This is a genomic window from Actinoalloteichus caeruleus, assembly GCF_049311605.1.
Lineage (GTDB): Bacteria > Actinomycetota > Actinomycetes > Mycobacteriales > Pseudonocardiaceae > Actinoalloteichus_B > Actinoalloteichus_B caeruleus.
This window is the reverse complement of sequence record NZ_CP186005.1, coordinates 5219042-5243858: the sequence shown is the minus strand read 5'-3', so window position 1 is coordinate 5243858 and position 24817 is coordinate 5219042. Positions and strand designations below refer to the sequence as shown.

The window sequence follows — 24817 nt, the reverse complement described above, 5'->3', positions numbered from 1 at the left end:
TCAACCAGGGGTCACCGGGATGGTGGCCGTCGCACTGCTCTCCAGGGTGGCGCTCCGGACGTACCCGGTGGGAGTGCTGCTGCTGGCGGTACAGGCCACGGATTCCCACGCACATGCTGGGTGGGTGAGCGGCGCGGCGGCGATCGGCGACGCGACGGCCGTGCCGTGGCAGGGTCGGCGGGTGGACCTGTTCGGCCCTCGGCGGTCGACGGTGGTCCTCGCCCCGACCAACCCGGGCTGCTTCGTCACACTGGTGGTCGCGCTGGGCGGGCCGGCCGCCGGGCCGGCCCCGGTGCTGGTGGCGTTCGCGTCCGGGGCCACCCTGCTCCGGGTGGCCCCGGAGCAGCGGGCCCCCTGGTCCGAGGTGGTGCCCGCACCGGGAACCCGGCGGGCCGCGCTGGGGGTGGACGCCGCGACCCTTGACCTCGCCCTGGTGGGCGGTCCGCTGTCGGCGGCCGCGATCGCGGTGGCGGCGGGGTCGGCCACGACGGTGCCGGGCGGGGTGGTGTTGGTCCTCCGCGTGGCGTCGTGGTTCCTCGCACTGCTGGCCACCCGGGACGCTGAGGGGCGGCGGCGGGCCGACCGCGCCCGCCGGTACCCGGCCCCGGGTGGTGACGTACCCGGTGCTGGCGCGAGGAGGCGTCGCCGGCCCAGGGGCGTGCTCGCCGCCCTCGCCGCGTCCCCGTGCCCCCTGGTACTGGCCGTCGCCGCGGTGGACGGCGGTGTGCTGGGCACCCTGCGCGTCGCGTTCGCGGTGTTGGGGCGCCGACACACCATGTCCGGGGTGCTCGGCCTCGCGGTGGCGTCGTTCGGGGTGGGCGGCGTGCGCGGTGGGCCGTGGTCCGGTGGCCGGTGTGCCGGGGCCACGCCGGCGCGAGCGATACCGCTGCTCCTGACCGGGTACACGGCGGCCACCCTGCTCCTCGCCGTCGACGAGGGGCCCGTGACACCGGTGGCGCTGGCCGCCACCGCGGGCTGGTGGTCGGGGCCCGTCGTGGTCCACACCCTCGATCTCGTGGCCCGCCACGCCCGCGCCGGGGCCGGCACCGAGGCCGTCGCCTGCGGCATCACCGCGACCTTCACCGGCGCCGCCGCCGGCAACGCGCTCGGCGGCCTGGCGGCGTCGTCCGGATACCAGCCCGCCGTCCTGGCCGCGGCCTCCTCCGGCGGACTCGCCGCGCTGCTGGCGCTCGCGTGTCGCGGTCGGCTGGCCGTGGTGGACGGGGAGATCTCGGCGGCGGGGAGCACCACACCGCCGTCGTCCGCCGGCCGGGGAAGGGCCGGCGACCCACCCGGTCGGCACCGTGGCCGGCCGGGGCGAACGAGGAGGACCAGGAGCAATGCACACTGACGAACCAGCGGCGCCCGCTCCGCGCCGCGACAGGAGGGACCGCACCCTGCGGTCCGACCTCAGAGCCATGCTGCCGGACCTGGCGATCGCCCTGCTGGTGACGGCGTCGGTCTACGGGATCCTGCACTGGCGGATCGACAACGGCACGTCGGACACGGCCCTGGTGATGCCCTTCATGGCCGACGCCGCCGCGAACTGGCCCTACTGGCTCAGCCAGGCTTTCGGCTGGTCGGCCCTGTTGTGGTCCTGGGTCACGGTGCTGTTCGGCCTGCTCGTGGGCGGGAGCCGGCCGGCGTGGATCAGGCTGCGTCCCGCCACCATCGAACGGCTGCACCGGACGACCAGCCTGACGGTCATCGCCCTGATATTCGCCCACGCCCTGGTGCTCAGCTGGGACAGCGGGAACGACCTGCTCGGCGCGTTCGTGCCCGGGCTCTACTCGCACGCGCCAGGGCGGTTCGCGGTGGCGATCGGTGTGATCGCCTTCTGGCTGGCCCTGCCGATGGGGCTGACCTACTACGTGCGGAACCGGATGGGCCCTCGCCTGTGGCGGATGACGCACCGGTTCATCATCGTCGTCTACGTGCTCGGGATCTGGCACACGTTCCTGTGGGGCACCAACGTGTGGTTCACGGGTGGCCTGCGCACCGTTCTCTGGGTGATGCAGATCCCGGTGGCCCTGCTGTTCCTGTGGCGGCTCCTGTACCCGGCTCGGCGTGGTGAACGGGTGCCGTGGCGTCCCTCGGAGTGGTCCGCTGGCCTCAGCGCGCGCGACGTCGGTTCCCTGGTGCTGCGGCTCGGTGCGGCGGCGGTCGTGGTGGCGCTGCTCGTCGTCATCGCCACCGGCAACACCGGGGGCGCCGACCGCGAGGACTACCCGAAGACCAGCACGAGTGACGGTGGGGGGCACGACCACCACGGGGACCACGAGGGGCACGACCACTCGGGACACGGCCACTGACGGTGGCACGGCAGCGGAGTGGGAGGCCGAGCGCCGGCGCGGGCGCCGGCCTCCGATCATCGTCGGCGAGGGCCAGCGGACCCCGGGACGAGGCGAGCCGGGGGGCGCCGACCGATGGCCGTGGCGGAGCTGGGCTGGTGAGGCCCTTGCGCACGAGGGACGCGGCTGGGGCGCTCGCGCCTATGCGGGGGGTGCGCTGTCCGGACCGAGGTCGGGGTGCGGCCGGCGGGGGTGACGTGGTGGTTCCGGGGTGGGCGGGACCGCGTCGGGTTCCGGCCAGGTCGGCTGCTCGTCGGGTTCCGGCACGGGCGGCACGTCGTCACGGGTGGGTTCCCGTGGGCTGTCGTCCGGCTCGGGTGTGCCCGGGAAGTCCGGTGATGGTTCCTCCCGATCCCGTCGAGCCGGGTCGTCGGGGGCTCGGGAGGTGGAGTGACGGGTCCCGTCGGCGGGACGCGGCGAGGACGGGGAGCCACGCGCACCCGCACCCCGGCGCCGTCGGCGGTCGCGCGTCATCGGGCCTCCTCCTCGAACGTGGACCCACCGGGGCGGCTCGGCACTAGGAGTGCGGCCGCGACCGGGCGGACCCGCGGCCCCGGCGCTGTCGAGCCAGCACCGGCGGCAACGTCAGTCCGGCGGTTCCTGGTCGGAGCTGTCCACCGAGTCCGCCGTGTCGAGCTCCGGGTCCACCGCCGCCAGGTCCTCCGCGTCGATGTCCAACTCCGGTAGCCGGACGTCCAGCTCCGGCGGGGTGGGCGTGTCCGGAGCCAGGGGCGGCTGCGGGTTCAGCCCGTCTCGGTCGTGTCGTTCCATGCTCCTGGGGTACCCCGAGGTCGTCGCCGGGACGCGTCCGGAGCACATCCGCCTGAGGATTTCGGGGCCGGATCCGTTCGCGGGAGCGGCGGGAGGGAAGTCGGACGCTGGGAGCGGGCGGATCGGTGAGGGTCGGGGTCGGCACGGGTGTCGCCTCTCGGCGGAGATCCGAACGCGGCTCCGGCCGAACCGGTGTTCCGCGACGGTAGGAGTGTTGAGCCCGGGGGACCAGCCCCGTGCCGACCGCTCGGATCAACGCCGTCCTCCCTCGGTCTATTCCTCGGCGTGCTCCTCGACGCTCCCGGGGACCGGGTCCAGCTCGGCCGCCGGCGGCACGGGGAGCCGGAACCGGCGCGACCGCACGTGCGCCACCAGGTCCGGTTCGGGGGGGACGTTGTGTTCGCGCAGGTAGTAGGGGACGGCACCGGACCAGACCCAGACGCCGTCGGAGTGCAGGGTGTGCGGCACGGTGGCCGGCAGGGCGGGGTCCAGTTCGTCGGGGCCGGTGGCCACGGCCGACACGGTCGGCGCGTTCTCCAGGTAGGAGAGCAGGGGAGAGCGTTCGGCGGGGGGGACCTGTTCGCGGGTGGCACGGGGGCGACCGTCGGGGTCGGAACCGTCGAACACCCGTGCCTGGCGCAACTCGGCGCGGGTCGCCGCTGGGGTTGTGCCGGGGGCCGTGGGCGGGCCGGCCGTCGCGCGGCGGTCCCTGCCCGGCCGGGCCCGGCCGCGTCGCGGTGCCCCGTCCGGCCGGTCGGGGGTCGGCGGGGCCGCCACCTCGGTGGGTGGGCGTTGGTTGGCGGGGGAGGTCCCGGTCGGCTGGACCCGCGCCAGGTGGTCCCGCCACCAGCTGGGCAGCCGTTCGTCGTCCCGGGGGTGTCGGCGCAGCTCCTCCAGCCAGACCGAGGGGGGAGGTCGGATGGCCCAGCGGGGTTCCCTGTCGAACTCCCACCGCTGTTCGAAGGAACCCGCCTTCTGGTCGAGGACGAGGACTCCGCTGACCCACGTCCCGGTCCCCGGCTGGTACATGGTCGTCCTGACCCGGTCGAGCAGCGGCGGCAGGCCCTCCGGCGGTGGGACGCGGTGGCTGGTGCCGTCCGGCATCACCACCCACACCTCCCACTCGGCGTGCTGCCCGGCCGCCCGGCAGAGCACCTGCACGGACGACCAGCCGGGGGCAAGGCCACGACGCAGCTCGGCGGCGGCGAGGTTCAGCAGTCGCTGCGGCTCCCGCTCCCCACCTGACCGTGCGGGGTGTCTCATCGCGGTTCGTCCTCTCGCTGCGGTGGCACCGCCGGCGGATCCGTCGCGGCGGGACATGGAGCGGCCATCCGGCGTCGTGCGCCTCGACTGCTCACCGTGACCGCCCGGCGGGCAGCCGCTGCCGTTCGGGTGGGCCTCCCGAGGGACCCGTGCGCACCGTTCCCGTTCCGAGCCGCCGCCATCCGGGCGGACCACGGCGGGACCGGCGACCACGCGGACGGCCGCCGCGCCGAGGGGGCGTCCGGGGGAGAGCGGCGCCGGTGGCCGGTGGCGCGCCAGGTGGGCCACTCGGCGGTGTCGGGCGGCCGTGGTCGGGCTGGGAGGGACCTCGGCCGGGCCGAGCCGGGCACCCGGGCGCGGGCCTGGTTCGAACCCGCGGTCCAGCCCACGCCCCTCGTGCTCCTCCGGACGCCAGGGACCCCGCCCGGGCTCGCGTGCCGCCCCTCCTCAGCCGTGGCCCTCACCGCTGGCCTGACCCGCGGCGCCCCGTGGCGGTCTGGCCGTGCTGACCTGCGCGGAGACCGTGGCGGAGTGTCCGGCTGGCCTGATGCCTCAATCGAGGTCGGGCACCGGCCGAGGGTTGGGACGGGACACCGCGTGGGGGAACGGAAGAAGCTCGGGACCGGGATGTCCGGCGCGGTGGCGGCGTCCGGGTGGTCTCCTCCCACGGGCTACTCGGAACGCCGCGCCGCGCGAGTGGTCGAGCACTTCGCCGGTCACGCTGCGGAGGGCGTCGAGGAGCTGGTCGACGGCGCTCCTGGGCGGGCGAGTGCGGTGATGCCTCCGTGCGGTCCGACACCACGACCTCCCGTGCTCGCTGCGCCTCCCGCCATGGTCGCGCAGCTCGGTCACCGTGGGTACGGATCCGAGGTCGGTTGGTCCGGATGGCCGACGGCACCTGGTGTCGTACTGCGCCGGGCGCAGCACGGCCCGCCGGTGGGGAGGACGTTCCTCGGAGCTGGTCGCGCACCGGTCCACGACACCGACCGTGGTGGGAGCGCCACTCGGACGGCGGTTGCCCTCCGGCGGAGGAGCTCGGGAGCCCAAGTAGGGCCGGCGCGGCGGTCGCCTCACGGCGATGACCCGAACGCGGCTCCGGCCGGACCGGTATTCCGCGACGGCCGAGTGTTGAGCCCGGGGGACACGACCGCGCCGGCACCTCCTGACTACCCCACCGGGGCCGCGGTCATGCCTCGGGTGGGACGCCGATCCCGTCCGCTGGCGGCCGCTCGGGTCGTCCGGCACCGGAAGGCCCGGGTCAGGAGCGGGCCGAGGCGGACACCACCTGGTTCAGGACCGCTTTGAACAGGTTGGCGTCCACGGCCGTGGGGTCCTCGGCCAACCATGCGCCGACCTCGTCGACGAACCGTTCCGGGGTCATCGGGGCGGAGATCGAACCGTCGTCCTCCTCGGTGGTGATCTCGCCGGCCCGGCTCGGGTAGAGGAGCAGCGCCCCCCGGACCTCGACTCCGGGCAGCAGCCGGCGGTAGGCGGCGACCACGTCGGGGAGGCGAACGCTCCCACCCCGGAACGGGTGCCCGTTGCGCCAGAGCTCCCCGTCCTCGTCGACGGCGTAGTGGCCGGGCAGCCAGGCCCGGGACTCGACGAGGACCAGCCTGCGGCCGCAGAGCACCGCGTGGTCGACATCGGAGAACACGGAGTCGGGCATGGCCAACCCGTGGAAGATCCGCACCCCGGGGATCCGGGTCAGGTACGTCGTCAGCAGGTCGGCGGTGAGCTGTTCGGCGACCTCGTCCCGCTCCGCTCCCGGCCGGCCGAAGACGCGGGTGTCACCGAACTCCTCGGCGAAGGCGCGGTCCGTCCGGCTCGCGGCCAGCTGGCGGCGCACGATCCGGATCACCCAGCCCGCGGCGGCCGCGACCAGCAGCAGCCACATCATCAGCGAGACGGGCGAGCCGACCATCACCGGCGCGAGCGCGAGGAGCGCCGCCCACAGCCCGGTGGCCGCGAGGGGTGGGGCGTGCCCGCAGCCGGCGGGAGGGACGTGCCGGACGTGGTCGGTCTCCCGGACGGTCGTCCACCAGTCGAGGTCGTCGGGATCCACCTTGGGCGTGGGCGGGACGAAATCGGGGTCGGTGCCGAAGGGACGGCGGTGGCCGCGTCGCCGTGAGTGCCAGCGGGAGGGCGAGCGGGAGTCCCCTGGAGCGGCCGGCGGCGCGGCGGCCCTGGCACGGTCGCGGTCGTACTGGCGGCGCAGGAGCGGGTCGGTCAGCGTCTCGTAGGCGTCCTGGAGCAGCCGGAACGCGCCCGCCGTGCCACCCGCGTCCGGGTGCATCGTCTTGGCGAGCTGGCGGTAGGCCGACTTGACCTCGGCGGTGGTCGCGTCACGGGACAGACCGAGCAGTTCGTAGTGGTCGACCACGGTGCGGAACTCCGATCGCCGTCAGTGCGTGCGCGGACACGGTAGGAGAGGCGTCCCGGGCGGGGCGAGCCGCCGGGTGCGCCTCGCGGGGGCGTCCGTTGATCATGGTGCCGGGGCGGTCAGGCACGTCTCTCGCGGGGGAGGCCCACGGTGGGTGACGGCACCCGGGTGCCCGGCGTCGGCTTCGCGGGTGTGGCATCGCCGCCCGGTCCGGTGCGCACACCGCGTCCGGCCCCGCACCGGGGGAGCGGCCTGGTCCGGTGCTCGGGGGCGGCGGGGTGGGCTCGTGGCTCCGCGTGCTCCGGGTCGGTGCTCCGCGCTCTCGGCGGCCTCGCGCCCCGAGCGGCCCCGTCCGTGTTCCATCGCGCCCGACCGAGCGCGCCAACAGGAGGCCGCGGCGGCGGGCGGCGGGCGGTGGGGCCGGCAGGCTGTTCGCGGCCGGGGAGCGTTCGTCCTCCGCGCACACGCCGTTCTCCCCAGGTGCGCTGGCGGAGCCGGGCGTTCCACCGGCCGGGGCGCCGGGCCGAGCCCGTCGGGCGAGGAGGTGGCGCCGATCGCGTCCGTTCGCCCGGTCGTCTCGGGCCGGGGTCGCACGGTTCGACGGCGGTGTCGGTGGCCCTCGGCGCGGACCGGTGGCGGGCGGGTGGCTCCGTTGCCGAGGACGGGATGTCGCCGTCACCGGACCGACGGGGCCCGGTGCTCGCTGGCGGACGGCGTCCGTCGACCGCTACGCCGGGATCGTCCGTCCGAGGTGCCGCCGGTCTCCGCACGGGTTCGAGGCCGGATCCGGCATCCCCACCTGGCTCGCCGTGCGGCCGGCGGTTCCGGCACCGGGTCGGGGTGCGGTCCCCGACCCGGTGCGGACGGCGCTGGCCGGTGCCGTGCCCGGACGGGGCGGTCAGCCCCGGCGGCCGGTCAGCGCCTCCTCCGCCCTCGCCCCTCGCCGTCGCGGCCCGCGATCAGGGCTTGCGGCCGACGCCGCCGAGCAGCAGGTGGTCCCCGCGTGCTGGCGGGGTGTCCTGCGGGCCGTCCGGCCACCAGTCGAACAGGTAGCCGAGACCGGGCTCCACCAGCTCCACGCCGTCGAAGAAGCCGGCGATCCGCTCACGGCTCCGGAAGATGCAGCTGCCCATGAGGTGGAGGAACTTGACCTGGGCCTCCTGCGCCAGCGTGTGGTGCTCGTCGTCGGGAGCGGGCATGTGCAGGTGGCTGATGGCCAGGTATGATTCGCTGGCCAGCGCGTCGACATAGGCCGACATCACCTCGCCAGGGCGGTCCTCGTCCGGCACGTGGTGCAGGGTGTTGGAGTGGATCAGCGCGATCGGCCGCGACAGGTCGAGGTGTGCGCTGATGACCGGGTCCGCGAGCAGCGTCGCCGGGTGCCGCAGATCGCCGGCGACGAACCTGGTGCGGTCGTTCTCCTCCAACAGGGCCCGTCCGTGCGCGGCGACCACCGGGTCGTTGTCGACGTAGACGACCCTGGCCTCGGGGTTCACCCGCTGCGCGGCCTGGTGCGTGTTCTCCGCCGTGGGAAGCCCGGAACCCAGGTCGAGGAACTGGGTGATCCCGGCCTCGCCCGCGAGGAACCGGACCACCCGGATCAGCCACGCCCGGCAGAGCCGGCCGGTGTCGGCGGCCTCGGGGGCGATCTGGAGGATCTGGCGGTAGACCTCGCGGTCCACCTCGAAGTTGTCCTTCCCACCCACGAACGCGTCGTAGACCCGCGCGATGCTGGGCCGGGTGGTGTCGATCTCGCTCGGCAGGAATCCGCCGGTCTGTGCTTCGTCCGCGCCTGACATGTGCAGCAGCCCCACTCACGTAACGCCGGAAATGGATCACCCCAAAGAGTAGGCAAAGGGGTCCGAAGGGTGAACAGTGGCTCCGCTGCCGGCTCGCTCGACTACCAGCAGTAGTAGTACCGGTGATCTGTCCTTGCTCGTCACCGCCGATCGAGCCTGGATCTTGCGCTGATCGCACGTGCCGGCGGAGGCGCGCCCCGCCTGGGGAAGCTCGTGCGGGTGGACGGTCCAGCCGCGACGGCATCAACCGAACCGAGGCCGCGCGGCACCTGCCGTTCGGCCCGTCGAAGCGGTTCCGGGACAGCGTGGTCAGGGGGCGGCGGTCAGGTGGGCCCTACCTGTCCACGGAGGAGCGGGAGAACGGGACCGTCATCAACGTGCACGGCGACGGGGGGAGCCGGGGGAAACCCCAGCCTCGGGCCGCCGCGCGTACCGGACGGACCGTGCTGAGCACCGTGACCACGAACGACTACTCGACGATCCTCGCGGCTCGGCGCGAGATGCGGAGTTGGAGGAGGCTCGCGCTCGAGCCCTCCGCCCTGCGGGCTCCGGACGCCTTCTCCGCGCCGAGGTCGATGAGTACCAGCGGGAAGCACCTGGCCTCGACACTGCACCGGATCGCCACCGAGAAGGCGGGCGGTGCGGCCGGGCAGGACGATCCCGAGGCCGTCTTCGCGCGGGTGGTGGACCGGCTGACGGACCTGGTGGGGGTCGGCGCCGAACGACTGGCCGTGGAACCGGATCCAGTGCGCGAGGTGTTCACGCTCCTCCTCCAGGAGAAGGGGGATTTCGGCTACCCGCTCGCGGGCTTTCCGAGGGGACCCTGAGGTTCCTCGCGCTCTGCGTGTTGATGGAGGACCCCACGTTCACCGGGCTGATCTGCATGGAGGAGCCGGAGAACGGCGTGAATCCCGCGAACCTGTCGGCGGTGGTGGATCTCATCCGCGACCTCGCCGTGGACGCCAGCGAGGAGCCCGATCCGGACAACCCGTTCCGCCAGGTCATCGTCAACACCCATTCCCCGGGTGTCGTGCGCCAGTGTTCCCAGGACGATCTGCTCCTCGCCGATCTCCGTCCCCGCCGACTCCCTGACGGGAGGATCGTGTCGGCGCTGTCGTTGCTGCCGTTCCGCCGTTCCTGGCGCGACCGGGCCAACGACGGACGCGGCGAGAGCTTCTCCGAAGTCGACGTCCTTGCCTACCTGGTCACGCCGCCCGGTGCCCAGACCCAGCTCTTCGAGGAGGGTTGGCATGAATTCCTCGTACTCCGGACTCTTCCTGGCCGAGGGGACCTCGGACCTACCGTTGGCGCGCCTCGTGGAGACGCCCTTCCTCGAACGGGATGTCCCGCTGCGGGCTGAGCACACCGGACTTCACGAAGCTGCCCCGCGTCCCCAAGGACCTGCCGAGACGCCGTGACTACTGCCTCCGGGACCTGCTGAGGTCGGAGCCGGTGGTTGTCCTGGTCGTGCACCGCGACGCGGACAACGCGGGCTCGGATGCCCGGCGGAACGAGATCCTGGACGCGGTCGCCTCCTGCTCCGTCGCGCAGGAGGCGATCCCGGTGGTACCGATATCGGATGACGGAGTCGTGGCTCCTGCTGGATGAGGCCGCGATCAGGCAGCGGGCGGGGAACCCGAGGGGCAGGCAGCCGATCCCGCTGCCGCCGCCGGGCGAGGTGGAACGGATCGGCAACCCGAAGGAACGCCTCCAGCGGTGCCTGCTCGAGGCCGCTGCCGCGACTGGCCGTCGACGCCGCGAGGTGCGGCAGCGGTGCAACTCCCACCGCCGCGAACTGCTGAACGGGCTTGATCCCGCGGGCCCCGTCTCACGGCTGCGGGGTTGGCGGGAGATGGTGGACGAGATCGACAAGGTGGCGGCGCGCCTGGGCAGGTGAGACCCCCGCCATGCGGGTGACCGGTCGGACCAGGGCGAGTGGTGGGGCGACGACCAGCCGGGATCACGCGCCTCGGTGTTGGTATACAGGCGGGGTGATCGGCTGGCGCGCGCTGACCGCCCAACCACGGCGTGGGGGCCGCGAGCGCGCATCGCGCTCCAGGGCTGGACACCACGCGGCTTCCGGAGGCGGTGGGCGGCCACGGCACCAGCCCCGTCCGGGCTCGGGACGCGGGGCGGGACGTGTCGGGCGCCCGCCCACTGGGAGGAGGACGACATGAGCGAGCCGTTGCCGGCGGACCTGGCCTACCGGGGGCGCCCGGACCGGGTGCGGGTGAAGGCTTCCCTTCTCGACCAGGTGGGGGGCGGTTGCCCCGGGCGGCTGAACCTGGCGACCCGTCCCGGGGTGGCTCCGGCGGACAGGTCCGTCCGCCGTCCCGAGCCGTGGCCGTTCCTGCTCGGTGCCGTGGTCGGCGCGGTCACCTCGGTGCACCGGGGTGTTGACGAGCAGGAGGCGATCCGCGCGGCGGGGCGGGAGGTCAGCAGGAGCGGAGTCACCCTCCACGCGCTGGCCCGGAGCTTCCTGGACGCGGCGGTCTGGAACTACCTGGAGGCCCACGACGAGCGGGTCGACGAGGTGGGGCCGCTGTCCCTGGTCGGTGAACGGCAGATCACGCACGGGAACCGGGAACTGACGGCCTGGGGCCTGTACTACGAGAGCCCGGACGGTGCGCTGCGGGAGGTGCGTCGGCTGCGGGTGGGCTCCGCCCGCGACGGCGCGGAGAGCCACCGGTGGGCGGCCGTGGCGGCCAAGCTCGCGCTGGACGGGACGACGGCGGACGGACGGCAGGGCGACGGGCGGCCGGACCGGGTGACGGTCGTCGAGGTGGGCCTGGGGGACGGTGGAACGGCGGTGGTGGCCGACCTCGGTTCCCAGGCGCAGGTGCGGGACTTCTACCAGCGGGAGGCGCGTCCGGTCATCGCCGAGCTCATCAGCGGTACCCGCCTGAGCCCGGGGCGCGACTGCGACCAGTGCGGTTGGCTTTCCACGTGTCCCGCGATGCCGAGGGCGGCGGGGTTGCTGGGCCTGGCCGAACCCGCCACCCACACCCGGTCGGTCAGCGCGTCCGAACTGGACCGGTACCACGGCTGTCCGGCCCGCTACTTCGGCGACAACGTGCTGCACCTGCCGAAGGAGGACGGCGTCGGGCCGGCGCAGCTGCGCGGTCTCGCGGTGCACCGGTGGCTGGCCGCCGCGCACGCGAGGCCGGACGCCGTCGCCTGCGTGGTCGAGGACCTTCCCGAACCGGGCACCGGGGTGCCCGCCCACCAGGAGGTGTTGACCGACTCGGAGTACGAGGCGGCGTGGCCGTTCCTCCGCCAGCACGTTGACCGGTGCCCGCTGCGCGGTGAGGCGGTGGCGTCGGTTCGGGTGGAACCGGTCCACCGGGTCCACGACTCGACGGCGGACGTCGTGGTGGCCGCCAGTCCGGACCTCGTCTACCGGGCGGGTGCGGCACGGCGGTGGCGGGAGACCAAGAGCACCCTCGGGCATCTGCCGGCCGGCGTCGAGGACGCGATGGTCCGTTACCTGGCGCTGGCGGTGGACGTGCTGATGCTGGCGGCGGTGGTGCGGGCCGACGCGCACCAGGGTGGGGCAGCGGTGGAGCTGGAGGTGTTGGGTCGGGAGGAGGCTCGGGTGTACACGGTCGACGTCACCGATGAGGCCCTACTCGCGGCCGCCCGTCGCCGGGTGGCGGACGCGGCGGCGCCCTGGAGCCGTGATCTCGACTTCCGGCCTCGCCCCTCGTCCGCCTGTGGGACCTGCCCGGTCGGCGGGTGGTGCCCGAGCAGGGGGGAACGCCCGGCGGAGGTGGCCTCGGCGTCCCGCGCGAGTGGCGCCGCCGCCGTCGCCGTGGAGGCGCCGCCGTTCTGACCGCGCCGGGGGCGGATCGGGGCTGGCGGGTTCGGGAGCGCGGTCGGTGGGTGCCGCCGCCGCGTGCCAACGGGGACGTCCGAGGGCGGCGAGGCGGCGTCAGGCCGGTCGGAAGGCGGCGCGGACCGCGGTGACCAGCGCGTCCGCGTACTCCGGGCGAGCGGTCCGCTCCGCGGCGGCCCACGATGGTGGACGGGCGCGTACAGCAGGTCGAGCACCAGGTCGAGGTCGGCGTCCGCCGCGAGTTGTCCGGCCCGCCGCGCGGATCGGAGGCGCTCCCGCTTCGCCCGCTCCAGGGGCCCGCCGAGCCGTTCCCCGTAGGAGGCCGCCAGCTCGGGATCGTCGGCGATCTCGGTGTTCAGCGCGCGGCTCGGCGGCTCGAAGGCGGGGGCGGCGAACTCGGCGACGGTCGCCCGCGACACGGCGCGGAGGTCGGCTTCGAGGTCCCCGGTGTCGGGGAGCATGACCTGGTCTTCCTCGTCTGGCGAGCTGAGGGCCAGGATCGAGTGGAGGACGACCGCGCCCTTCGTGGGCCACCACCGGTAGATGGTCGCCTCGCCCACCCCGGCTCGTGCCGCGATCGCCTCGACGGTGACCCCGGGGTAGCCGAGCTCGACGATGAGGTCCCTTGTCGCGGACAGGATCGCCTGGCGGGACCGTTCGCCGTGCCGCCGGGAGTCGGGCGCCTTCCGGGTGCTCATCCGCGCACAGGGCACGGGGAGCGGGACGAGACGAACCGTCCTGCTCCCCGTGGCGTTCACGGCCCCGGAACCGGGCCGTCGGGTGCTCCAGCCGGGTTGGCCGCCTCGGCCGCCCAGCTGAGCGCGCTCACCCGTGGGTGGTCAGGAACTCGCTGATGGCGTGTCGGGCGAGCTGGCTGCCGAAACCGCCCCAGCTGAGGTCGAACTGGTGGTCGGCGTAGGGGATCTCCACCAGGGTGTGGTCGACGCCGGCCTCCTCCAGCAGGTCGGCGAACGCCCGGGTCCGCTCGGCCCGTTGGAGGACGTCCCGCCCGCCCTGGATGAGCAGGGTGGGCGGCAGGTCGGGGCGCAGGTAGCTGCTGGGAGAGGCGGGCACCCAGTCCTCGTCGGCCAGTCGCCAGGTCTCCTCGCTCAGCTGGCGCCACACGCCCTCGCCCAACCTCGGGTGCTTGCTGATCTCCGCTGTCGCGTCCCCGGGCGCGTACCAGGCGATGACGGCGGACACCTCCGCCGGCTCCGCCGGGGCGTCGCAGGTCGGCCCCAGCTCCTCGGTGGTCGTGTACGAGGCGAGCAACCCCAGGTACCCGCCGGCCGACTGGCCCATCACGGTGATGCGGTCCGGGTCCGCCCCGTACCGTTCGGCGTTGGCCGCGATCCAGCCCAGCGCGCACTTGAGGTCGCCGGGCGGCGTCCGCCAGTCGCCGTCGCGGAAGAACCGGTAGTCGACGTCGAAGACCACGTGGTCGAGCTCGGTGAGCCAGACGTCCCACCGGGGGAAGGGGCTCTGCGGGGCGTCCTCGGCTCCACCGTGGACGTTCACGACGACGGGGTGCGGGCGGTCGGGTGCGGGTTCGGTGGTGGGCCGCCACACGTCCAGCATCAGGTCCTCGCCGTCCACCTCCGCGTAGCGGACGGTCGCGTCGGGGCCCCGGTCCGCCTCGCCGCTGAGCCCGTCGAGGTAGCCGCCGAGGGTCAGGGGGGCGCCGAGGTCCCGCGCGGTGGACCAGGCGGACAGGCCGGGTAGGGCCCCCGAGACGACCAGCGCGAGGTTCACCGCGACGACGGCGGTGGCGGTCCAGCGCCTCCCCCGGCCGCTGGCGCGTCGTCCGCCCAGGAGGCCGAGGACCAGGCCCAGGACTCCCGCCGCGCTGACCAGCAGGCTGAACTCCAACACCAGAAGACCCACCGCCCACCATTCGAGGCTCGGCATGGGGAGGAGCGCGGTGGCGGCGGCCGCCGCCCCGGCCAGGCCCGTCGCCGCGCCACCGGTGAGGGCGAGCCACCGGCCGGCTTGGCGTGAGCGGCCGCTCGCGGTGTTGGACATGGAACCTCCCACGTAGGAATACGTTCGTATCGAATACGACTGTATTCCTACGTGGGGGTATGCGCGAGACTGGGGGTATGCCGAGGCACGTCGACCGTGAGGAACGCCGCCACCACGTGGCGGACGCCCTGCTCCGCATCATCGAGCGCGAGGGGTTGGAGGCGGTCAGCGTCCGAACCGTCTCGGCGGAGGCCGGGTGCTCGGTCGGCGCGGTCCAGCGCTACTTCCGCAGCAAGGACGAAATGTTGCGGTTCGCACTGGAGACCGCCATCAGCCGGGCCGCCAGCCGCATGGCGGAGATCCGCCTCGGCCCCGGTCTGATGTCCTTCCCCGACGCGCTCCGGGCGGCCGTCGTCGAGTACCTCCCCCTCGACGACGGCCGGCTCGCCGAGTCCCGGATCTGGGCCGCCTTCTCCGCCCGCGCGGTCGTGGACCCCGCGTTCCGGGCCGTGATCACCGCACTCGACCGCCCGGCCAGGGACCAGCTGGCCCGGGTGTTCGCCTACGCGGAATCCGTGGGCGAACTGCCAGCCGGCCACGACCACGAGGCCCTGGCGTGCCTGGTCATCGCGTTGATGGACGGGCTGATGTGGTCGCTGCTGTTGCGACCCGCACCCGAGGAGCGGGCGGTGCACCTGGCGGCGGTGGACGCGGCGGTCCGGGCGTTGACCACGAAGGTGGGGCGACCCACCACCGGTGGGGACGAGACCGCGCACTGACCCTTCCCCGGCACCCCCGGCACCCCCGGCACCCCCGGCACCCCCGGCACCCCCGGCACCCGACCTGCCCTGTCCCGGGCTAGCCGCCGGGACGGACCAGACCGTGTTCGTAGGCGAGGACGACCGCCTGCACCCGGTCGCGGCAGCCCAGCTTGGCCAGCAGGTTCCCGACGTGCGTCTTCACCGTGGACTGCCCCACGACCAGGGTCGCGGCGATCTCGGCGTTGGACAGGCCCCGCGCGACCAGCACGAGGATCTCGCGTTCCCGTTCGGTCAGTCCCGGGTGCGCGGGCAGCGGCGTGGGCTCGCGTGGTGGTGGGTCGGTCGACCGACGGGCGAACTCGGCGATCAACCGGCGGGTCACCCTCGGCGAGATGAGTCCCTCGCCGCGGGCGGTGGTGCGCACGGCGGCCACCAGCTCGTCCGGTTCCACGTCCTTGAGCAGGAAGCCGCTCGCCCCCGCCCGCAACGCCGCGAAGACGTACTCGTCCAGGTCGAAGGTCGTCACCACCAGCACCGACACCGGAGGATCGAGCCCGGCGTCCGCCAGCCGTTCCAACGCCGTGATGCCGTCGGTGCCCGGCATGCGCACGTCGAGCAGGAGCACGTCCGGCCGGGTGCGCAGTGCCTCGCGGACGGCCTGGTCGCCGTCCGCGGCCTCGCCCACCACCGCCAGGTCCGGCTCGGCCTCCAGGATGGTGCGCAGCCCTGCGCGAACCATCGCCTGGTCATCGGCCAGCAGCACCCGAACCGTCACTCCCGCCCCTCCGGTTCCGTCGGGAACCACGCCGTCACCAGCCAACCCCCGTCCGCCGTCGGTCCGACCCGCAGCCGACCCGAGGTCTGCCGCACCCGTTCCCGCATACCCATCAGACCGTAGCCACCGGAGCCCGTCGCATCCCCACCGGTGGTGGCGGCGCCGTTGCGCACCGCCACCTCGAGACCCTCGGGAGACCGGACCACGACGACCGCCACCTCGGCGCCGGGGGAGTGCTGGCGGGCGTTGCTGATCGCCTCCTGCACCAGCCGGTAGGCGGCGACGTCCACCGCCACCGGGAGCGGTTGCTCGGGGCCGGACACCGACAGCGTGACCACCGTCCCGGCTCGCCGTGCCTCCTCCACCAGCTCCTCGACCGACCCCATCGAGGGCAGCGGGCCCTGGTCGTCCTCGGGGGCGTCGGTGCGCAGGATGCCCACCAGCTGCCGCATCGCCGACAGCGTCGCCCGCCCCTGACCTCGGATGCCCCGCAAGGCCTCCCGCACCAGGGCGGGGTCGCGGTCCACCAGCCGGTCCGCGGCCCCAGCCTGGACGACGATCGCGGAGAGGTCGTGGGCCGCGACGTCGTGCAGTTCCCTGGCGATCCTGGCGCGCTCCTCCCGCACCGCGGCCTTGGCGCGTTCGGCGCGTTCGGCGGTCAGCCGGTCGACCCTGGCGGCCAGTTCGTCGAGGTAGTCCCGCCGTGTCCGCGTGTAGAGCCCGAGGAGGCCGGCCAGGCCGTAGGAGAACAGCGACGCCAGCAGCAGGTTGCGCGCGTTGGTGCCGTCGTTGCCCCAGAAGGTCGGCAGCGGGGTGATGCGGCCGTCGAGCACCGCGACCGACAGCAGACCACCCACCGCGTGGACCAGGGCGAGGACGGCGAGTGTGAGCACGACCCGCCGGCGGGGCAACAGGCTCCCCACCGTGTAGGCGCACACCACCAGCCCGAGACCGGTGCCCGGGTAGACGAAGGGCGGTAGCGAGGCCACCAGGACGACGACGGTGGCCAGCACGAGCGCGGTGCGGGGCACGAGCCGCCGAATCGCGAGGACCGCCACGTCGGCGCTGGCGACGAGGTTCATCAGGACGACGGTCCACAGCGGCTCCGGCAGGATGCCGCCGTTGACGGCCAGCGCCGCCCCGACCCGGACCACCACGAGCAGGAGCGCCAGTCCCAGGGCCACGACCGCGTCCCTGGCGACGGGGGTTCGTGCCCCGGCGGCGGTCAGGGCCCGCGTCCACCACCGGACCCGCCGGGTTGGTGCCAGCGCGGGCCGGCCGCCCGCCGGCCCGCGCCGCCCACCGGAATTCCTCACCGGGAGGCGCCGTCCGCCGGTGCCACCCGTGCTGGCAGCCACCGCCAGTAGGTCACGCAACGCCACGCCCACTCAGCTGGGCCGTAGCGGAAGTGGCGGGTCCACAGCGGGCTCCAGACCGCCTGGGCCAGCAGGATGCCGGCCCCGAGCGCGGTGGCGACGGCCCAGTGGGAGGAGCCGGGGAGACCGAGCGCCGTTCCCAACGCCACGAACAGCAGGGTCGCGGAGAGGTAGTTCGTCAACGCCAGCCGGCCCAGCGGGGCCAGCAGCGCGGTCAGGGCCGACCCCAGCACGGGGACCGCCAGCAGTGCGAGGAACGCGGCGGCGTAGGCGGCGGCCATCGAGAACGAGAACAGCAGACCGACGCGGCGGGTCACCCCCTCGGCGGCGCCGCTGTGGACCACCACCCAGTACGAGCCGGCGGCGACCACCGCCGCGACCACCGAGGAGACGACGAGCGCCGTCGTCCGTTCGGGGAGACGGGTCGCCACCCCGAGCTGCGCGAAGGCGAAACCCAGCACGAAGAGGCCGGGCAGCAGCCCGAGCCCTCCGACGCCGGCCACCAGCCCCAGGACCGTCAACAGGAGACCGACGACCAGGTTGACCCTGCCGGAGCAGAAGCTGAGCGGCAGCAGCACCAGCAGGCCCGTGACCGCGAAGGGCAGCAGCACCTCACCGGGTTGCAGCAGGTGGTGCAGGGCTCCCACCACGCCGAGAGCCACCAGCCGGCGCACCAGCAGCGGCCGGGGACGGTCGGTGCGCTTGGCCGCCGAGCGCAGGAAGAGGCCGAAACCCACGCCGAAGAGCAGGAAGAAGATCGGGTAGAACCTGCCGACCACGAACAGGCGCAGGACTTCGGGTGCGTCCCCGAGCACCGGCATCATGTCGAGGGTCTGCGGGATGTTGACGAAGATGATCCCGCACAGCGCGAAGCCTCGAAGCGCGTCGAGGGCGTGCACCCTGCCCTGGGGACGTACCGGGGCGGGCGGTGCTGACTCCGTGGTCGTTGTGGAGCTAGGACGTGTTGGGAACGAGGACATGCGTGGATGGTGGCGCACCGCGCCCGCGCCCGCCTCCCCCGCGATGACGAGATCCGGCTCCTCCCCGAGGCGGAGGCACCGTCCGAGGTGGCGGCGGTAGCCGACCCCCTCGGCCTGCTCGGGGCCGGGGAAGTCGTCGGGGTGTCGGGGGCCCGGACCCGCCGCGCGGGGAGGTCACGACGCGCCCGCCCCGGACGGGAGCCGAGGTCCCGGGCACCACCCGGGGCTGGCCGGACGCCGGGGCGTCCCGCCGCGCGGGGCCGGGGAAGTCGCACCGGGCAGCGTGCGGCGTCACGCTCCGGTCCGCCGTGTCCGCTGACACGGGGTCCCCGCCAGCTGCTGTGCCGTTCGGGTGGCCGCGCCGGCCCGGCGGCCGCCGGCGACGCGCTGGCCCCACGCCGCCGGCGTGGCCGATCGGCATGGACGACGTCACCGGAGTGCCGGTCCTCCGCTCGGATGGGCGTGAGCCGGATGCGGGGCAGGGCAGGGCAGGCGACGGTGGCCCTCCCGAACCCCCGCCGCCAGTGCCTCCGCCGGGGCGGCGAGCGGGATGACCCGCCCGGCCTCCGCCGACTGGTCGACGACGTCGGGCGCGAGCACCACGCACTGCCCGGCGGTGCGACAGACGTCCACGTCGACGTTGACCCGCATCACGGACCCCCTCCCAGACACCGGGGTGCTCACCCCGTCACGACGTCGAACCCGGTCACCAACGGACCGGGAGCGCGTGCACCCCGTAGATCTGGGCGTCGTGCTTGAACGGGATCCGCTCGAGCGGGGTGGCCAGCCGGAGACCCGGAAACCGCTCGAACAGCGAGCGCAACGCGATCCGCAGCTCCGCCCTCGCGAGCTGCTGCCCCAGGCACAGGTGGTCCCCGTGGCCGAAGGCCAGGTGGTGCCGTGCCCGCCGCGTCACGTCCAGCCGGTCCGGCGGGGAACCAGGGAAGGCCGAGGGGTCCCGGTTGGCCGCCGGGAGCGACACCACGACGCCGTCGCCCGCGCGGATCGTGACACCCCCGAGGTCGACATCCTCGGTCGCGAACCGGCGCTGGCCCGCGTGGATGATCGTCAGGTAGCGCAGCAACTCCTCCACGGCGCGCGCCGTGGAGTCGTCGTCGGCCACCACCAGGGGGATCTGGTCGGGGTGGTCCAGGAGCGCGGCCACCCCCAGCCCGATCATGTTCGCCGTGGTCTCGTGCCCGGTGTTGAGCAGGAAGACACCCAGGTCCGCCGCGTCCCCGGCGGTGAGCTCGCCGGCCCGCACCCGGACCGCGAGGCGGCTGAGCACGTCGTCCTCCGGGGCGCCGCGCTTGTCGTTGACCACGTCACGGAGGAAGGCGCGCAGGGCCTCGAAGGACCGGAGCTTCTCCTCCATCGGAACGTGCAGGCTGATGACCGTCGACGCGGCACGTTGGAAGAAGTCGTGGTCCTGGTAGGGGACGCCGAGCAGATCGCAGATGACCAGCGAGGGCAGGGGCTGGGCGAACCGCCCGACGAGGTCCACCGGGGGGTTCTCGCTGGCCATCTCGTCGAGCAGCTGGTCAGCCAGCCGCTGGATCGTGGGGCGCAGTGCGGTCACCCGCCTTGCCAGGAAGTCCCGTGCCACCAGGGAGCGCAGGGCGCCGTGTTCGGGCGGGTCCTGGGAGGAGAAGAAGACACGGGGCCGAGGGGGTTCCGCCTCGAACCTGCTCGGGTAGCAGGGGTGGCCGTGCGCCGCGCTGAAGCGGCGGTCCCCGAGAACGACGCGGGCGTCGTCGTAGCGGGTCACCAGCCACACCGCGAGCCTGCCGTCCCAGATGCTCACCCGGCCCACGGGCTGGTCCCCGTACTGGGCGGTGTGCTCAGCCGGGGGGTCGAACGGGGCGCCGGGCGCCCGGGACAGGGTGTAGGGCGGTAATCGGAGTTCCGGCGACATGGTGGCGCTCCCTCGTGGCGGCACCGGGACCGGCAGCCGCGGCCGGACTGACGGACGGGAACCGCCTGGTCGTGATCCGACGAGCGCGGGGACGCCCGGACGCCGCTCCACCAGCCGCTGCCACGGGCGGACCGTGGTGGTGGCGCTGGAGTACCCCGTCCACTCGGGACGGAACCCTAGGTCAACGCCGCGCGGGGCGTCCATACCCGAGGTGGGTGCCTGGATTCCGGGAGCGCGCTCACCGCCGCCGGGTGCGTCGTGGCCGGGGTCCCGATCCGCCCGGGCCGCCGCCCCTCGTCCGGTGTTGCCGCCCCCGGCTGCCGTCGTCGCCCCGAACCGGACTCGACTGGTCTCGACTGGTGCTCCTCGGGGTGGGGCCCTCGGGGGGCCACCTCGATCCCGGGGGCCGGTCGTGGTCGGCCGGCCTCAGCTCCGGGCCAGGACCGGGTCGGTGATGCCAGCCGGGCAGGCGAGCTGGTCGACGTCCCACCCCGCGCTGGCCGCGCCTGCCCGGTACGCGCCGCGGTAGAAGGCGAGGACCTGGTCCTCCGCGTCCGGTGCGGTGCGCACCGCGTCGTAGGGCAGGACCGCGAGGTGACTCCCACCGCCACCCTCCACCCAGCGGGCGGCGGCCGGTTCCAGGGGGTGGCCCGTCAGTCCCTCCGGTTCTGGTGCCGTGTACGAGTAGAAGGTGGGTTCGGGGACCCGGTCGTCGCCGAACCAGAACCCCGCGCTGATGACCTCCTCCGAGTACGCCTCCCTCGTGACCGGGTCCGTGTCGGCCGACTGGGGGACCGGTCGTCCCCGGAACCGGGTGACGGCGATGTCGAAGGTGTGCCAGAAGTGGTGTACCGGGCTGATCTTCCCCCGGAACTCCGCGCTGAACCGCTCCAACAGCAGGTTGACCCGACTCAGGACCTGCCAGTAGCGCAGGGCGTGCGCCGCCTCGTACACGCGGTGCTCCGTGTCCTCGGTGAAGGGGCGGTTCTGGTCCGGCAGGTCGAAGGGGTGGTCGAGGGGGATGCGCACCGGAACGCCCAGCTCGTCGAGCGCCGACAGGGTCTGGTCGTGGAACGATGCCACCGACCGCCCGACCAGGGAGAAGCGGACCGACCGGCCGTCGAGCGCCGCCACCTGGAGCTCGTGTGCGACGAGGTCGAGGTCGATCGTGAAGATCCGGTCGTCCTCCCCGCCGCTCATCGGCCTCGTGGTCAGGCCCCGCCCCGTCAGGTGGAAGGGGACGTTCCACCAGTGGTTGCGGCGGGCACTGGCGGCCAGTCGGATCTTGCCGACGACCTGGAGGTAGCGGTGCAGGGTCTCCTTGGTCGGCCGCCACTCCGCCAGCGGGATCGCGGGAAGGGTCTCCATGTCCCGACGGTAGGCGCGGGGACCGGGGGACGCATGTCGGTCAGTCCTGGCAGGGTGGTGTACCGAGACCAGTCGAGACAGGGCGGCACGTGCTGTGCCGTCGTCCGCCCCGACCTCCTCCGGCGGGTGGGCTCCGTCGACGTCTCGGCTGGTCAACGAGGTTCCGGGTACTCATCCGCCAGCGTCACCCCGGCGGGGAGCCCGTGGGGCGGGCGGGGAGGGGCGCGGCGGACCACGCCGCCGGAGGCGCCGAGGCGCCGGTCACGCCGGGGACGAGGCACGTGGTCGGGATCCGACGCGGCAGGGGCGGGACGTCCTCCCGCCCGGCCCACCTCCGGTGGCCGGAAGTGGCCGTCCTCGGGCCGGGGTCTTGCGGGTGGGCGTGCCGGTCACCGGGCGCGGGGACCACCGCCACCAGACCGCGAATCCAGGCCCGGCCGACTGCCACCCGGTGGGGGCGGGTCGTAGAAGTCGTGCGGGTCGAGCTCGGCCAACGGGACCATCGAGGACCGCGCGGGAGCGGGTGGGGCGAGTACGTCCTGGATGGCGGGCGTCCGCAACCGGACCGCCAGAGCCGGCTCCTCGTCGACGCGTTGGACCAGGGCGTAGCAGACGGCCAGCAGGTGGGCGCGTCGAAGGGGGCCGGTCGAGCTGGTCGCGGTGAGCTCGCCCAGGTCGGGCGCGATGCGCGGGCCGGCGGTCTCCAGCTCCGCGGCGAGGTCGTCGGGAAGGTCCTCGTGGAGCCCCCCGGGCGGTCCGACGGACGACCGCAGCCGTCGGCGCGCCGTCCGGACCTCGTCCGGCGACCACGCGGGCACGGTCAACGTGATCGCGTGGTCCCGACCGCGTTCGCTGAGCACGGCGCTCACCTGGTTGTCCCGGATGCGCAGGTCCCGCACGGCCCGCCTGGCGAGGCCGCGGGCGCGAACCCGGTCGGGGTCGGGCCCGGCGCTGGTCACGGGTTCGAGGCGCCGCAACCACGCCCTCCCCCATGCGGTGGAACCGAACTCGGCGGTCACGACGGGGCTCCCGGGCGGAGGGCGAGGACATCGCGGAGCTGGTCGTCGGAGAGGGCGAGCAGCTCGGCCTCACCGCCCGAGGTGACCGCCTCCGCCAGACCTCGTTTGCGCTCGTGGACGGTGGCGATGTGGTCCTCCAGGGTCCCGGCGGTCCGCAGGGTGTAGATCGTGACGGGCTGGGCCTGTCCGATGCGGTGCGCCCGGTCGGATGCCTGGTCCTCGACGGCGGGGTTCCACCAACGGTCGTAGTGGATGACGGTGCTCGCCCTGGTCAGGGTGAGGCCGAAGCCGGCGGCCCGCAGGGACAACACCAGTACCCCCGGCCCGCCGCCGCCCTGGAAGTCACCCGCGATCCGGTCCCGGGCATCCGAGGTCAGTCCGCCGTGCAGGAACGGGACGGTGACACCGTGGCGCCGTCCGAGGTGGTCGACGAGGAGGCGGCCCATGCTCGTGTACTGGGTGAAGACCAGGCAGCCGGTGCCGCCGCCCAGGGACTCGTCGAGCATCTCCACGAGCCGGTCGAACTTGCCGGACCTCTCGGGCAGCGGGCCGCGCTGGCCGAGGGCCTGGGCGGGGTGGTTGCAGATCTGCTTGAGCCGGGTCAGCAGCGCCAGCACGCTGGCCCGCCGCCCGCGACCGGTTCCCAGGCCGTCGGTGAACGTCTCGTCCAACGCCGCCTGGTAGAGCCGCCGCTGTTCCCGGCTGAGCGGGCAGGGCAGGTCCACGACCTGCCGGTCGGGCAGCTCCGGGGCGACTTCCGCCTTGGTGCGGCGGAGCACGAACTCGCGTGTCAGCGCCGCCAGCCGCGCGGCGGCGGAGGGTGAACCCCGGTGTTGGATCGGGACCACGTAGCGGTCGTGGAACCGGCGGCGGGTGCCCAGCGAGCCCGGGGTGGCCAACTGGGCCAGCGCCCACAGGTCGCCCAGGTCGTTCTCCACCGGAGTTCCGGTCATCACCAGCCGGTACCGGGCGTCGAGCCCCGCGACGGCGCGGTGCGCCAGCGTTCGGGGGTTCTTGACCTGCTGGGCCTCGTCGCAGACCACGATCCCCCACCGGCGGTCGCCGAACGGGTGGGGAGCTCGGCGCAGGCGGGCGTAGGAGACGATCGTGAGGGTCCCCGGTCGCGGCTCCTCGCCGTCCCGGAGGACGCGGAGCTCGGGCGTGTGGCGGGCGGCCTCCCGCCTCCAGGTCGGGGTCACCGAGGTGGGGCAGACCACGAGGTGCGCCTCATCGAGGTGGTTCGCGATCAGGGCCAGCGCCTGCACCGTCTTGCCCAGGCCCATGTCGTCGGCCAGGAGCGCCCCCGACCGCCGACCGGCGAGCCATCGCACACCGGCCAGTTGGTAGCCACGAAGGCTTCCGGTGAACCCACCGCCCCGGAGGCCGTCGAGGAGCGCCAGCGCGCCGAGGACGTCATCGCGGGTGGCGGCCGCCGTGCGGACGTGCCCCCCGTCCGGGGTCGGGGCGCAGTGCGCGGCGACCGGGAGCGGGAGCGCCGAGCGCGTCGGGTCGCGGGCCAGCAGGGTCCACCCGGCGAGGGACCCCGCGTCAGCGGGGTCCGCCCGGCGAGTGCCCAGCCAGTCCCACCCGGCCAGCAGCGGAACCTCCACGCCCTGGACGTCCCGGGGTGCGACCGCGTCGCCGTCCGGGACCGCGAGGGTGGTGGTGGCCCGCACCGAGGGCAGGTCCGGGGAGGGCGCGGCCGGGCCCCCGCCGTTCGGCGACCACACGAACCAGCAGGCCCGGTCGGGGAGGTAGGTCCACTGGGGAGAGGTGGTCACGCGTCACCGTCCACCAGGGTTCGGGTGGCCCCGAGGCTGCCTTCCACGAAGCGGGCGATGACGGCGAGTTCGTCGGCGGTGAACTCGGAGAGGGTGGTCCGGGTCGTCCGGTCGAGGGGCGCGTAGCTGGCCATCACCCGTTCCCCGGTACCCGGCAGCGCCTCGACCAGCACCCGGCGCCGGTCGGTGTCGTCGGGGAACCGTCGAACCCAGCCGGCCCGCACCAGCCGCTCCACCAGGTGCGTGATGGCGCCGGTGGTCAGCCGGAGGCGCCGGGCGAGCTCGCCGGCCGGGAGGGGCCCGTCGACGATCACCTCGTGCAGGCAGGCGAGGTCGGAGGCGCTGATCCCCGCCTCGCGGGCGATCCCGTCGTTCACGGCGTCCACCGCGGACATCCAGAGCGGGAGTTGCCGGACGATGCGCTCGACCTGGGCTTCGCGATCCACGGTTCGCGATGATAGCTTAATCGTCAAGAATC

22 protein-coding genes and 1 pseudogene are annotated in these 24817 nt (G+C 74.2%); 8 read left to right on the top strand and 15 right to left on the bottom strand.

Annotation, left to right across the window (positions count from 1 at the left end; all coding sequences use genetic code 11):
• Positions 1-19: 19 nt before the first annotated feature.
• Both ACOJVX_RS21455 and ACOJVX_RS21450 read left to right on the top strand, forming a co-directional pair.
• The gene (locus ACOJVX_RS21455; RefSeq protein ID WP_422647056.1) at positions 20-1351 is read left to right on the top strand and encodes a hypothetical protein; all 1332 of its coding nucleotides are present in this window, start codon (positions 20-22) and stop codon (positions 1349-1351) included.
• Positions 1341-2312 (top strand): ferric reductase-like transmembrane domain-containing protein, encoded by a 972-nt coding sequence (locus ACOJVX_RS21450; RefSeq protein WP_026419090.1) that lies wholly within the window; start codon positions 1341-1343, stop codon positions 2310-2312. The genes ACOJVX_RS21455 and ACOJVX_RS21450 overlap by 11 nt, the downstream gene beginning before the upstream one ends.
• Before the next feature lie 624 nt (positions 2313-2936).
• On the opposite strand, the gene ACOJVX_RS21445 is transcribed toward ACOJVX_RS21450, so the two are convergent.
• The 4 genes from ACOJVX_RS21445 to ACOJVX_RS21430 all read right to left on the bottom strand — a co-directional run bounded on the left by ACOJVX_RS21445 (position 2937) and on the right by ACOJVX_RS21430 (position 8567).
• On the bottom strand, positions 2937-3122 hold the full coding sequence (locus tag ACOJVX_RS21445; protein ID WP_026419089.1) for a hypothetical protein: 186 nt from the start codon (positions 3120-3122) through the stop codon (positions 2937-2939).
• A gap of 273 nt (positions 3123-3395) precedes the next feature.
• Positions 3396-4385 carry a hypothetical protein gene (locus ACOJVX_RS21440; RefSeq protein ID WP_418155703.1) on the bottom strand — a complete coding sequence of 330 codons (990 nt, stop codon included), beginning with the start codon at positions 4383-4385 and terminating at the stop codon, positions 3396-3398.
• Between the two features lie 1258 nt (positions 4386-5643).
• Positions 5644-6768, bottom strand: coding sequence for a J domain-containing protein (locus tag ACOJVX_RS21435; protein WP_418155704.1), 1125 nt, complete (start codon positions 6766-6768; stop codon positions 5644-5646).
• 959 nt (positions 6769-7727) lie between these two features.
• Positions 7728-8567: an SAM-dependent methyltransferase gene (locus ACOJVX_RS21430; protein ID WP_418155705.1), complete on the bottom strand. Its 840-nt coding sequence runs from the start codon at positions 8565-8567 to the stop codon at positions 7728-7730.
• A 305-nt stretch (positions 8568-8872) separates the two neighbouring features.
• Here ACOJVX_RS21430 and ACOJVX_RS21425 point away from each other — a divergent pair, with 305 nt between their 5' ends.
• From ACOJVX_RS21425 to ACOJVX_RS21405, 5 genes are all read left to right on the top strand, one after another.
• Positions 8873-9394: a hypothetical protein gene (locus ACOJVX_RS21425; RefSeq protein ID WP_422647590.1), complete on the top strand. Its 522-nt coding sequence runs from the start codon at positions 8873-8875 to the stop codon at positions 9392-9394.
• Positions 9391-9927, top strand: a complete 537-nt coding sequence (locus ACOJVX_RS21420) for an AAA family ATPase (RefSeq protein WP_337662302.1) — start codon at positions 9391-9393, stop codon at positions 9925-9927. The genes ACOJVX_RS21425 and ACOJVX_RS21420 overlap by 4 nt, the downstream gene beginning before the upstream one ends.
• Entirely contained in the window at positions 9909-10175 is a 267-nt protein-coding gene (locus ACOJVX_RS21415; RefSeq protein ID WP_418155706.1) for a hypothetical protein, read from the top strand. Before ACOJVX_RS21420 ends, ACOJVX_RS21415 begins: the two co-directional genes overlap by 19 nt.
• Entirely contained in the window at positions 10147-10464 is a 318-nt protein-coding gene (locus ACOJVX_RS21410; RefSeq protein WP_418155707.1) for a hypothetical protein, read from the top strand. The genes ACOJVX_RS21415 and ACOJVX_RS21410 overlap by 29 nt, the downstream gene beginning before the upstream one ends.
• 276 nt (positions 10465-10740) lie before the next feature.
• Positions 10741-12399 (top strand): PD-(D/E)XK nuclease family protein, encoded by a 1659-nt coding sequence (locus ACOJVX_RS21405; RefSeq protein ID WP_418155708.1) that lies wholly within the window; start codon positions 10741-10743, stop codon positions 12397-12399.
• A gap of 242 nt (positions 12400-12641) precedes the next feature.
• Here the strand turns inward: ACOJVX_RS21405 and ACOJVX_RS21400 are convergent.
• Both ACOJVX_RS21400 and ACOJVX_RS21395 read right to left on the bottom strand, forming a co-directional pair.
• Positions 12642-13100 (bottom strand): annotated as a pseudogene (locus tag ACOJVX_RS21400) (TetR/AcrR family transcriptional regulator); the annotation flags it as partial.
• 127 nt (positions 13101-13227) lie between these two features.
• Complete coding sequence (locus ACOJVX_RS21395; protein WP_035292200.1) at positions 13228-14424, bottom strand: alpha/beta hydrolase; 1197 nt, start codon at positions 14422-14424, stop codon at positions 13228-13230.
• A 77-nt stretch (positions 14425-14501) separates the two neighbouring features.
• Between ACOJVX_RS21395 and ACOJVX_RS21390 the strand changes: the two genes are divergently transcribed.
• Positions 14502-15143 (top strand): TetR/AcrR family transcriptional regulator, encoded by a 642-nt coding sequence (locus ACOJVX_RS21390; protein ID WP_051314013.1) that lies wholly within the window; start codon positions 14502-14504, stop codon positions 15141-15143.
• A 79-nt stretch (positions 15144-15222) separates the two neighbouring features.
• Here ACOJVX_RS21390 and ACOJVX_RS21385 read toward each other — a convergent pair whose 3' ends face one another.
• The 9 genes from ACOJVX_RS21385 to ACOJVX_RS21345 all read right to left on the bottom strand — a co-directional run bounded on the left by ACOJVX_RS21385 (position 15223) and on the right by ACOJVX_RS21345 (position 24785).
• Positions 15223-15900, bottom strand: a complete 678-nt coding sequence (locus ACOJVX_RS21385) for a response regulator (RefSeq protein WP_026419081.1) — start codon at positions 15898-15900, stop codon at positions 15223-15225.
• A complete protein-coding gene (locus tag ACOJVX_RS21380; protein WP_155886149.1) occupies positions 15897-17084 on the bottom strand; it encodes a histidine kinase in 1188 nt (395 codons plus the stop codon). The genes ACOJVX_RS21385 and ACOJVX_RS21380 overlap by 4 nt, the downstream gene beginning before the upstream one ends.
• Positions 17085-17212: 128 nt before the next feature.
• Entirely contained in the window at positions 17213-18175 is a 963-nt protein-coding gene (locus ACOJVX_RS21375) for a DUF418 domain-containing protein (protein ID WP_035292198.1), read from the bottom strand.
• A gap of 510 nt (positions 18176-18685) precedes the next feature.
• The gene (locus ACOJVX_RS21370) at positions 18686-18907 is read right to left on the bottom strand and encodes a ferredoxin (protein ID WP_418153708.1); all 222 of its coding nucleotides are present in this window, start codon (positions 18905-18907) and stop codon (positions 18686-18688) included.
• A gap of 55 nt (positions 18908-18962) precedes the next feature.
• Positions 18963-20171, bottom strand: coding sequence for a cytochrome P450 (locus tag ACOJVX_RS21365; RefSeq protein ID WP_422647055.1), 1209 nt, complete (start codon positions 20169-20171; stop codon positions 18963-18965).
• Positions 20172-20597: 426 nt separating this feature from the next.
• A complete protein-coding gene (locus ACOJVX_RS21360) occupies positions 20598-21539 on the bottom strand; it encodes a DUF5996 family protein (protein ID WP_026419079.1) in 942 nt (313 codons plus the stop codon).
• A 389-nt stretch (positions 21540-21928) separates the two neighbouring features.
• On the bottom strand, positions 21929-22558 hold the full coding sequence (locus ACOJVX_RS21355; RefSeq protein ID WP_051314011.1) for a hypothetical protein: 630 nt from the start codon (positions 22556-22558) through the stop codon (positions 21929-21931).
• The gene (locus ACOJVX_RS21350; protein ID WP_422647054.1) at positions 22555-24339 is read right to left on the bottom strand and encodes a DEAD/DEAH box helicase; all 1785 of its coding nucleotides are present in this window, start codon (positions 24337-24339) and stop codon (positions 22555-22557) included. Before ACOJVX_RS21350 ends, ACOJVX_RS21355 begins: the two co-directional genes overlap by 4 nt.
• Entirely contained in the window at positions 24336-24785 is a 450-nt protein-coding gene (locus tag ACOJVX_RS21345) for a MarR family winged helix-turn-helix transcriptional regulator (protein ID WP_422647053.1), read from the bottom strand. The genes ACOJVX_RS21350 and ACOJVX_RS21345 overlap by 4 nt, the downstream gene beginning before the upstream one ends.
• Positions 24786-24817 lie beyond the last annotated feature (32 nt).

Bases quoted from the DNA above. Each gene is read 5' to 3' on its own strand.
- ACOJVX_RS21455 (WP_422647056.1), top strand. From the start codon at position 20: ATGGTGGCCGTCGCACTGCTCTCCAGGGTGGCGCTCCGGACGTACCCG.
- ACOJVX_RS21360 (WP_026419079.1), bottom strand. From the start codon at position 21,539: ATGGAGACCCTTCCCGCGATCCCGCTGGCGGAGTGGCGGCCGACCAAG.
- ACOJVX_RS21445 (WP_026419089.1), bottom strand. From the start codon at position 3,122: ATGGAACGACACGACCGAGACGGGCTGAACCCGCAGCCGCCCCTGGCT.
- ACOJVX_RS21430 (WP_418155705.1), bottom strand. From the start codon at position 8,567: ATGTCAGGCGCGGACGAAGCACAGACCGGCGGATTCCTGCCGAGCGAG.
- ACOJVX_RS21440 (WP_418155703.1), bottom strand. From the start codon at position 4,385: ATGAGACACCCCGCACGGTCAGGTGGGGAGCGGGAGCCGCAGCGACTG.
- ACOJVX_RS21405 (WP_418155708.1), top strand. From the start codon at position 10,741: ATGAGCGAGCCGTTGCCGGCGGACCTGGCCTACCGGGGGCGCCCGGAC.
- ACOJVX_RS21450 (WP_026419090.1), top strand. From the start codon at position 1,341: ATGCACACTGACGAACCAGCGGCGCCCGCTCCGCGCCGCGACAGGAGG.
- ACOJVX_RS21415 (WP_418155706.1), top strand. From the start codon at position 9,909: ATGTCCCGCTGCGGGCTGAGCACACCGGACTTCACGAAGCTGCCCCGC.
- ACOJVX_RS21390 (WP_051314013.1), top strand. From the start codon at position 14,502: ATGCCGAGGCACGTCGACCGTGAGGAACGCCGCCACCACGTGGCGGAC.
- ACOJVX_RS21365 (WP_422647055.1), bottom strand. From the start codon at position 20,171: ATGTCGCCGGAACTCCGATTACCGCCCTACACCCTGTCCCGGGCGCCC.
- ACOJVX_RS21410 (WP_418155707.1), top strand. From the start codon at position 10,147: ATGACGGAGTCGTGGCTCCTGCTGGATGAGGCCGCGATCAGGCAGCGG.
- ACOJVX_RS21370 (WP_418153708.1), bottom strand. From the start codon at position 18,907: ATGCGGGTCAACGTCGACGTGGACGTCTGTCGCACCGCCGGGCAGTGC.
- ACOJVX_RS21395 (WP_035292200.1), bottom strand. From the start codon at position 14,424: ATGTCCAACACCGCGAGCGGCCGCTCACGCCAAGCCGGCCGGTGGCTC.